Genomic DNA, 8,948 nt, shown 5'->3' with positions numbered 1-8,948 from the left:
GCGTGGGCTCAGCCCCATCCAGGGAGCCGTTCGACTGCCTAGAGGGGCTTGAATTGCTCAAACGTTTCCCGGCAGTCCTGGCAGTAGTGTATGGCACGGCACAGGGTGGGGCCAAAGGGGTTTTTTAGCACGGTTCGGCTACTGCCACAGTGGGGGCACGCCACGGCCTCCACCGCGTAGTCGCCCTGGTGGCGGGGTGGGGGGGCTAGGCCAAAGTCGAGCAAATGCTGGCGCCCGGCTTCCGTTATCTTGTTGCTATCCCAGCCTTTATGCTTGTTTATCACCACCATTGGCTGTGTATAGCCGGCATTCTTCAGCACCTGCTCTACCTCCAGGGCCATGAACGCAATAGCCGGGCAGCCTGCAAAGGTGGGGATCAGCTCTACGTACACACTGCCATCTGGCCGCAGTTCGGCCTGCTCTATCACACCCAGTTCCACCAGGCTAAGGGTGGGGATTTCGGGGTCTTTCACCTGCTGGAGCAGGGCCAGCAGCTCGGGATGGGGTGCAACGTTTGCCATACGATCGATAGCCAATATAACGAAAAAACATGAAAACGGGTGCCCGGCAGGCTGCGCGTTGCCTATGCAAAAGCTGGAAAGGCTTGCGGGGCGGGCGGGTAGTGTTGTATTTTCGGCCTATGCAAAACGGCTTCTTTTCCTTTCTGGGCAAAATTTCGCGCGCCATTTTTCCGGGTACACTGCTTTTTCTGGCCCTACTGGCCGGGTGGGTGCAGGCGCAGGAGGCTGCGCCCGAAATCCTGTGGCAGCGCTGTATAGGCGGCAGTGCCTATGACGATGCCTATGCCATGGAACTGCTGCCCGACAGTAGCTTCATCATTGTGGCCGGTACCTACAGCTATGATGTGCCCGAGCTGGAGAAAACCACCGGAGATGCAGATGTCCTGCTCTTCAAGATCAACCTGGTGGGAGATGTGCTGTGGCGGCGCGCCTATGGGGGCAGCCTTACGGAGCAGCCCGCAGACGTGAAGTACCTGCCCGATGGTGGCCTGGTGGTATGTGGCTACAGCGACAGCCCTGAGTACAGCGAGGGCGAGCGCGACCTGTTTGTGCTGCGCGTGGATGCCCTGGGGCGCCTGCGCTGGGCACGCGGCTATGGGGGCCAGGGGAATGACCGGGGCTCGGCCCTGCTGCCCACGCCAGACGGCGGCTTCCTGATAGCCGGAGAAACTGGCAGCAACCAGCGCGATGTAAAAGAAAACCATGGCGGCCTGGATGGCTGGCTGGTAAAGCTGGACGCACAGGGCAAGCTGCAGTGGGAGCGCAGCATAGGGGGCAGCCAGAATGACAAGCTGAAGGTGCTGATAGCCACCCAAGACGGAAACTACCTGGCGGCAGGCCCCTCGGACAGCAAGGATGGACACCTGAAAGGGAATAATGGCCGCACCGATGTTATGATCGTAAAGATACAGCCCGATGGCAACATCCTGTGGGTAAAGAATGTGGGTGGAGATTCCTTCGATGATGTGTTTGGCCTCAGCCAGCTGCCGGATGGCGACCTGCTGATGGTGGGCACCACCTATAGCAGCAGTGGCCAGATACACCGCAGCCAGGGCGAGAATGACATCTATCTGGCGCGGCTGGATGCCGATGCGCAGCTGAAATGGATGAAGGCCTATGGCGGTAGCCAAGACGATGGCGGAAACAGCCTGCAAGTGGCCAAAGATGGCAGCCTGCTGGTAGCCGCCACCAGCCGCAGCAATGATGGCCTGCTGCCCGACTGCTATGGCAAGTACGACGGCTGGCTGATGTGCACCGATGCCGACGGAGTGGTGCGCTGGAGCCAAAACTATGGCGGTAGCAAGAGCGAGCAGCTGTATGCAGCACACGCGCTGGCAGACGGATCTTACCTGGCCATAGGCAGCAGCAGCAGCACCGACTTTGACCTGAACTATGCCACCACCTATGGCGGAAATGACGTGTGGGTAGCAAACATGGGCTTCAGGCCCCGGCCGCGTGCCACCCTGCCCACCACCCTGGTGGGCTATGTGCGCGATGCCAACTCTCAGGCGGTAATCCCTGCCGAGGTGAGCCTCATCCACAACGAAACGAACCGGGTGGTGGCCAGTGTGCAGAGCGATACCACCATCGGCACCTACTTTATGTCTTTTGCCGACAGTGCAGACCTCAGCCTGGGTGTGCAGGTACCCGGCTATATGTTTTACAGCGCAGCCGTAGTGCTGGCCCCCCGCCAGCTGCATACCGAGAATCGGTTTGACATCCTGCTGAAGCCCATTGCGCGCGGAGAGAAGCTGAATCTGAGTAACATACACTTTGATGCAGGCCAGGCTGTGCTGCGCAAGGATTCGTATGCCGAGCTGGACCGCATCTACCGGTTCCTGAAGCTGAACCCCAGCGTGCGTGTGCGCATAGCGGGCCACACAGATGATACCGGAGACCCCTCCACCAAGCAGATCCTGAGCCTTACGCGTGCCAAAGTTGTGATAGAATACCTGGTAAACCGAGGCCTGCTGTATGCCCAGATGGAACCCGCAGGCTATGGCATGAGCCGTCCACTGGTGCCCAATACCAGCCCCGAAAACCGACAGAAAAACCGCCGAGTAGAGATTGAAGTTCTGGACTACAAGTAGCGGGAAACGGAGCAAACGGCCCTGGGGCCACCAGCAGCACAAACAATCAAAACACAGGCATACATGACAACAGAAGAGAAACAGTACCTACTGGCCCTCAGCCAGATACCCAAAGTGGGTAGTGTAACGGCCAAGAACCTGGTAGCCTACTGTGGCGGAGCCAGGCAGGTTTTTCATACCCCGCCGGGCATGCTGCTAAAAATACCCGATGTGGGCCCAAAGCTGGTAGCGGCCCTGCGGCAGGATGCCGCCACTTACCTGCAGCGGGCCGAGCTGGAGCTGAACTACATGCAGCAGCAGGGTATACAGATGCGCTGCTATAGCGAGGCCGGGTATCCCGAGGCACTGAAGAGCATCTACAATGCGCCGATTTTTCTGTTTACCCGGGGGGCTTACAGCTTTGGCAGCGAGCCCTGCATTGCCATAGTAGGCACCCGCCGGGCCAGCGACTATGGCCGGCAGGCTGCCACGCGCTTTGCCCAGTATTTTGCCACCCTGGGCTACACGGTGGTGAGTGGCCTAGCCTATGGCATAGACATAGTAGCCCACCGCGCTGTGCTAGAGGCCGGCGGACGCACCCTGGGGGTGCTTGCCCATGGGCTAGACAAGCTGTATCCTGCCGCACACCGCCGTACGGCCAGCCAGATGCAGGAGCAGGGTGCGCTGATAAGTGAGTACATGACCGGCACCGAGCCGGATGCCGCTCACTTCCCCGAACGAAACCGCATCATAAGCGGGCTGTGCGAGGCCATCATTGTGATAGAGGCTGCTGAAAAGGGCGGGGCCCTCATCACCGCCAGGCTGGGCTTTGACCAGAGCCGCAATGTATATGCCCTGCCCGGCAGGGTGGGAGACACCTACTCGGCGGGCTGCAACCGCCTGATACGCGACCAGATAGCCAGGCTGGTAACAGACCCGGAGGAGGTGCTGGAAGACCTGAATCTGGCGGCTCGCCCCCAGGGCCGCCCCGGCACCCCCCGCTTCCGGCCTATACAGGCAGACCTGAGCGCTGAGGAGCAGCAGGTGCTCCATCTGCTGGAGCAGGGCGAGTCGGGCCTGGACCGCCTTAGCTATCAGGCGCACATCCAGCCCAACCGGCTGGTATCTCTGCTGCTTACCCTCGAGTTCAAGGGCTATGTGGCCCAGAAGCCTGGGCGCATCTTCAGCCGCATCTAGCACAGGCAAGCCGCAGCACAGCTGCACTATACCGCATCGTGCGGCTGTGCTGACACTAGCCCCCCACTAGCTGCCGTATGCCATTTCCGTTCAGTCTTGACGCGGTTTCCATACCACCTCTTCGCTCTGGGCCTGTAGGCTAAGCCAGCGGGCAAATACAAACAACCAGTCCGATAGTCGGTTCAGGTACTTCAGGATCACCGGTTCCACAGGGCTCTCGGCATGCAGGGCAGCGGTCATACGCTCGGCGCGGCGGCATACACAGCGTGCTATGTGTGCCTGCGCATTGGCCGCACTGCCACCAGGTAGCACAAAGTTCTTTAGCGCTGGCAGATCTGCCTCCATCAGGTCTATCCCCGCCTCCAGCTCCGCTATATCCGCTTCTTGGATTTGGGGCAGGGCAAACTGGTTCTTCTCCGGGTCGGCAGCCAGGTGGCTACCCAGCGTGAAGAGGCGATCCTGTATACGGCGCAGCTGCGCCAGCTGGGGCTGGCCCTCGGGCAGGCTGCCCAGCAGGCCCAGCCAGCTGTTCAGCTCGTCTACCGTGCCGTAGCTCTCTATACGCAGGTGCCACTTGGGCACCCGGGTGCCGCCCAGTAGGCCTGTGTGGCCGGTGTCGCCCTTTCGTGTGTATATCTTCATGGTTCTCGTGTTCTGGCAGCCAGGCTGCACGTTATTGGCAGGCTAAATATACACAGCTGTGTGGTATGGCTGCCCCGGCCGGGCACGCTACCCGCCTGTATGCGCATTTCAGTACCTTTGGGCTGTTTTTTGTGTTTCTAAACCTGTTTTTGCTATGTCTGTCAAGACTGCCATTGCCAAGCTGCTAGCTCGCCAGCGGGTGGCTCAGATACACCGCATGGCTGCTGAGCCGGAGGCCCACCAGCGCCAGCTGCTAGCCCGTCACCTGGAGCGGGCTGCCCTTACCCAGTTTGGCCAAGCGTACGGTTTTGGGGCATTCCGCGATTACGAAACCTATCGCCAGCGGGTGCCACTACGCGAGTACGAAGCCTTTCAGCCCTATATAGACCGTGCCTATGCCGGCCAGCCTGATGTGCTGTGGCCTGGCCGACCGCTCTACTTTGCCAAAACCAGCGGCACCACCAGCGGGGCCAAGCACATCCCCCTGACCCGAGAGATGATGCAGGCACAAGTGCGCGGGGCAAAGGATGCCCTGCTGTGCTACATCTACCACACCGGCAACGCGCATTTTCTGGACGGCAAGATGATCTTCCTGAGTGGTAGCCCCGCCCTGGAGCGAAACGTGGCGGGCATCCCCGTAGGGCGGCTCAGTGGCATTGCCCAGCACTTTGTGCCTGCCTACCTGCAGCGAAACCGGGTACCTACGTTTGATACCAACTGCATCGAAGACTGGGAGGCTAAGTTGGCAGCCATCATCCGCGAGACTCGCAGCCAGGACCTGCGCCTGATTAGTGGCATACCCCCCTGGGTGCAGATGTTTTATGAGCGGGTAGAAGCCGAAACAGGCAAGAAGCCCGCCGAGCTGTGGCCCAAGCTCGATGTATTTGTGCAGGGGGGGGTAGACTATACCCCCTATCGCCCCCTTATTCAGGCTGCCTTTGGCCGCCTGCAAGACACGGTGGAAACCTATCCGGCCAGCGAGGGCTTTATCGCCATCCAGGAGGACCCCAGTGTGGATGCCCTGCTGCTGATGCTGGACTATGGCATCTTCTTCGAGTTTGTACCCCTGGCAGAATACTACCACGAAAACCCCCGCAGGCTACCCCTGTGGGAGGTGCAGCTGGGTGAGCAATACGCGATCGTGCTCACTACGAACGCAGGCCTGTGGTCGTACGTCATTGGCGATGTGGTAAAGTTTGTGAGCACAGCCCCTTACAGGTTGAAGGTAACGGGCAGGGTGAAGCACTTTTTGTCGGCTTTTGGTGAGCATGTGATAGAGGAGGAGGTGTCTGCCGCCCTGCAATACGCAGTGCAGGCTGCGGGGGGCCAGGTGGCCGAATATACCGTGGCCCCGTATGTGGCCGAGCAGGGTAGCCGGCATGAGTGGTACATCGAGTTTAGCCAGCGCCCCGCCTCGCTGGATGCCTTTGCCCAGCGGCTGGATGAGAAAATGCGCCAGCAGAACCCTTACTACGAAGACCTACGGGCTGGCCATATGCTAGCCCCCGCCGCCGTTTATGTGCTCCCCGATGGGGCCTGCCGTGCCTACATGAAGCAGCAGGGCAAGCTGGGCGGGCAGAATAAGTTTCCGAAACTGAAGAATGACCGATCGGTAGCCGATGCCCTGCGCCTCATGCTATCGGTGTAAAGGGGCTATATTTGAACTATGACACGGCTTATTAAATCCGTTTTGACGCTGGCCCTACTACTGGGGCTGTCGGGTATACGCCTACAGGCCCAGCCCGATACGGCCTATCACCCGATGCGACAGCAGGGCCCGGTGCCCGAGCGCATGATGCTGGCACCCGAGGTGCGTGCCGAGCGACAGCTACAGATGCTGGACCACTACCGAGACCTGAACCGCCTGCAGCTGTATAGCTATAACCTGCAGCGAGACCAGGCCTTGCAAGAGGCTTTCCTGTCGGGTGATATCTTGTTTGGCGATACGCTTAGCCGGTATGTGGCAGGCATCTTTGCCCGCATACTGGCTGCCAATGCCGAGCTATCGCCCAAGAACCGCGTATTCCTTACCCGCTACACGGTACCCAACGCGGTAAACTGGAATGAGTATACTACCTTCCTGAACATGGGGCTGCTGAGCCGGCTGGCATCGGAGGCGGAGGTGGCCTACGTGCTGTGCCACGAGCTAGCCCACCAGCGGCTACGCCACGGCCTGGTGCAGCTGCAGCACCAGCTGCATGCCCAGCAGCGCCTTGCACGCGATGCGCGTAGCCTGGTGGCGGGTAAGTCGCGACGTGAAGTAAGAAACTCCCTACCCATGCTGCAGTATACCCTGGAGCAGAAAGCCCTGCGTGCCCTGCTGGAAGCCTATCGCCACAGCCGCGAAGCCGAACTACAGGCCGACTCGCTGGGTCTGGCACTGTACCGAAAGACGGGCTACCCGGCGCAGGCAGCTGCTACAGCCCTGGCCCGCCTGGAGACCTGTGATGCGGACGCCTATCCCACCCGCCTGGACCTACACGTGGCACTGAGTACGGACGAATACAGCTGGCCACACGACCCCACTGCCTACAGGCCGCCTGCTGCAGGCCCGGATAAAGAGGCAGCCCTGATAGACACCCTGCAGCAGCTGGGTGTGCCGCTCACTGCCGACTCGCTGGCTACGCACCCTGCCATCCCCCTGCGCCTGCAGCAGCTAAATGCCCTGCTGGTTGGCTCCGTGCCCGACACAACCCTCAGTCCCGTTGTGGATGCGCGCCATGCAGGCATTGTACGCTGGGCTCGCTACGCGAGTGCCTATACCCACTACCGGCATGGCGACTACGGACGCAGCCTGTACGAAGTGCTACAGCTGGCCAGGCAGCAGCCAGGCGAGCCGTTCCTGCATGCCCTGGTGGTGCTGAACCTTATGCAGCTGCACCACTACTGCCTGCTGGGCACGGCCACCTATGGCAGGGTGGTACCTGCCCCCCAGGCTCAATATACCGACGCTTACAACCGCTACCTGCATAGCCTGCGGCTAAGTACGGCCAGCCAGCTGGCGCAGGCAGCCCACGGCTATGCGCTGCACTACGCGGCACTGTACCCAGGGGCCGAGCAGCTGCACTTTGCTGCTGCCTGGGCACAGGCACAGCACCAGCGCAGCACACAACCCATCCAAGCGTTCAAAGAAAAATTTCCTTACAGCCCCTACAATGAATTTACGCCCATCTTTGCACCCTAGCATGCTGCTGGTAGGCCTAGCCCTGCTGGTAGGCTGTGGGCCTAGCCAGCGCCTACTGGTGCAGAAGTATCCCCACCCGGACTATTCGGTGAAAAAACTGGTGCTGCTAGACCCGGTCTTTATCAACGAGAGCCTGGCGCAGCTGGAGCAGGAAGCACAGACCGAAGCCCAGATGAATCTCATCTTGGAGACCGAGCGAAAGGCGCGCGAGGGCTTTGCACAGGCTATCGCCGGCCTGGCAGCGCGTGCCAGCGTTCAGGTGCAGACCCTCGACCACGATCACATCGGCCAGGTGGGTAGCCTGTATTTTTCCGATGTAGCTCCGCTGGAGCACGCCATCGTGCGCGCCATGGCCCAGCAGGACCCATCTCGCTATGCACGGGCTACCCGGCGGGGTGCTTCTACCGCGGTGTTGCTTAGCTACCCGCCTCAGATTGGCCCCGACTACTGCCAGCTGGCTCAGCACTATGACACACCCTACTTTGGGCTGATGGGCTACCTGGATGGCCGTAGGGCCGACCAGTACTTCCTGGTAGTGGCTGATGTGCGCTCTGGAGCCCTGCTGCACCTGGAAATGCGGGCCTTGCGGGGGCGTGTTTCCAGCGAACGCTTTACTGCTACCATTGCCTCGTCTCTGCAGTTGCTAGAGGCCGGCTGGCAGCGGCCCTAAAGCACAGCGTGCATCCTCAGGCCATCTCTCTGCTTGGGCATCGGGTGAAAGCCCCGAACTTAATGTAACGGAAGGGGATGGCCTTCAGGTACAGGGTGTTTTTTAGACAGTATGAGCTCACAAGCTCCAGTATTCCGCAAGGGTCAGGTGCATGTCCGATAGTTTATCTGCGTCCTTCAGCAACTGAAGAATGACCGAACCGTGGTGGAGGTGCTGCGTACTTTTTTATAATCCAGTAGGGGTTATCTTTCTAGGTACAGTCGTTCTCTATTTTATTGATTATAAGAATATTAGATGTGTTTCAAGGTATTGAACGAGCCGTCCTCTGCTTGAGAGCACAGGAAAAAGTAAGATTTTTTTTCAGCAGCTATTGACAGGAATAGAGACTTGCCCTACCTTTGCTCTCCCATTCGACACTGAACGCGGCGCGAAAGCAAAGTGGAAAGCTGGAAAATTGGAAGTTCTTTGAGGTTTTGGAAGTACGTACAAGTATGTACAGCACAAAAGAATCCACAAGCGAAGCGGGATCAACTTCTTTTACAATGGAGAGTTTGATCCTGGCTCAGGATGAACGCTAGCGGCAGGCCTAATACATGCAAGTCGAGCGCTTCTTTCGGGAAGAGCGGCGAACGGGTGCGTAACGCGTAAGGAACGTACCTCCGGGC

7 protein-coding genes and 1 rRNA gene are annotated in these 8,948 nt (G+C 59.5%); 6 read left to right on the top strand and 2 right to left on the bottom strand.

All coding sequences use genetic code 11. From position 1 onward, the window contains the following. Window positions 1-38: 38 nt before the first annotated feature. Complete coding sequence (paaJ, locus tag LW884_03695) at window positions 39-521, bottom strand: phenylacetate-CoA oxygenase subunit PaaJ (GenBank protein MCE3007435.1); 483 nt, start codon at window positions 519-521, stop codon at window positions 39-41. Window positions 522-640: 119 nt separating this feature from the next. Between paaJ and LW884_03690 the strand changes: the two genes are divergently transcribed. Both LW884_03690 and dprA read left to right on the top strand, forming a co-directional pair. Beyond that, window positions 641-2,611, top strand: a complete 1,971-nt coding sequence (locus LW884_03690) for an OmpA family protein (protein ID MCE3007434.1) — start codon at window positions 641-643, stop codon at window positions 2,609-2,611. 63 nt (window positions 2,612-2,674) lie between these two features. After that, on the top strand, window positions 2,675-3,787 hold the full coding sequence (gene dprA, locus LW884_03685) for a DNA-processing protein DprA (GenBank protein MCE3007433.1): 1,113 nt from the start codon (window positions 2,675-2,677) through the stop codon (window positions 3,785-3,787). A gap of 90 nt (window positions 3,788-3,877) precedes the next feature. Here the strand turns inward: dprA and LW884_03680 are convergent, their stop codons facing one another. After that, window positions 3,878-4,429, bottom strand: a complete 552-nt coding sequence (locus tag LW884_03680) for a cob(I)yrinic acid a,c-diamide adenosyltransferase (protein ID MCE3007432.1) — start codon at window positions 4,427-4,429, stop codon at window positions 3,878-3,880. A 154-nt stretch (window positions 4,430-4,583) separates the two neighbouring features. On the opposite strand from LW884_03680, the gene LW884_03675 reads away from it, so the two are divergent. The 4 genes from LW884_03675 to LW884_03660 all read left to right on the top strand — a co-directional run. Beyond that, window positions 4,584-6,077 carry a GH3 auxin-responsive promoter family protein gene (locus tag LW884_03675; GenBank protein ID MCE3007431.1) on the top strand — a complete coding sequence of 498 codons (1,494 nt, stop codon included), beginning with the start codon at window positions 4,584-4,586 and terminating at the stop codon, window positions 6,075-6,077. A gap of 18 nt (window positions 6,078-6,095) precedes the next feature. Further along, the gene (locus LW884_03670; GenBank protein MCE3007430.1) at window positions 6,096-7,613 is read left to right on the top strand and encodes a M48 family metalloprotease; all 1,518 of its coding nucleotides are present in this window, start codon (window positions 6,096-6,098) and stop codon (window positions 7,611-7,613) included. A gap of 1 nt (window position 7,614) precedes the next feature. Next, window positions 7,615-8,283 (top strand): hypothetical protein, encoded by a 669-nt coding sequence (locus LW884_03665; protein ID MCE3007429.1) that lies wholly within the window; start codon window positions 7,615-7,617, stop codon window positions 8,281-8,283. A gap of 539 nt (window positions 8,284-8,822) precedes the next feature. Beyond that, window positions 8,823-8,948 (top strand): 16S ribosomal RNA (locus LW884_03660); the annotation flags it as partial.

The sequence above is a fragment of the Bacteroidota bacterium genome (assembly GCA_021300195.1).
Taxonomy (GTDB): domain Bacteria; phylum Bacteroidota; class Bacteroidia; order J057; family JAJTIE01; genus JAJTIE01.
The sequence above is the reverse complement of the archived record's forward strand: the minus strand, read 5'-3'. Positions and strand labels throughout refer to the sequence as shown.

Coding starts and splice junctions, on each gene's coding strand:
- LW884_03680 (MCE3007432.1), bottom strand. CDS start 4,429: ATGAAGATATACACACGAAAGGGCGACACCGGCCACACAGGCCTACTG.
- LW884_03670 (MCE3007430.1), top strand. CDS start 6,096: ATGACACGGCTTATTAAATCCGTTTTGACGCTGGCCCTACTACTGGGG.
- paaJ (MCE3007435.1), bottom strand. CDS start 521: ATGGCAAACGTTGCACCCCATCCCGAGCTGCTGGCCCTGCTCCAGCAG.
- LW884_03690 (MCE3007434.1), top strand. CDS start 641: ATGCAAAACGGCTTCTTTTCCTTTCTGGGCAAAATTTCGCGCGCCATT.
- dprA (MCE3007433.1), top strand. CDS start 2,675: ATGACAACAGAAGAGAAACAGTACCTACTGGCCCTCAGCCAGATACCC.
- LW884_03665 (MCE3007429.1), top strand. CDS start 7,615: ATGCTGCTGGTAGGCCTAGCCCTGCTGGTAGGCTGTGGGCCTAGCCAG.
- LW884_03675 (MCE3007431.1), top strand. CDS start 4,584: ATGTCTGTCAAGACTGCCATTGCCAAGCTGCTAGCTCGCCAGCGGGTG.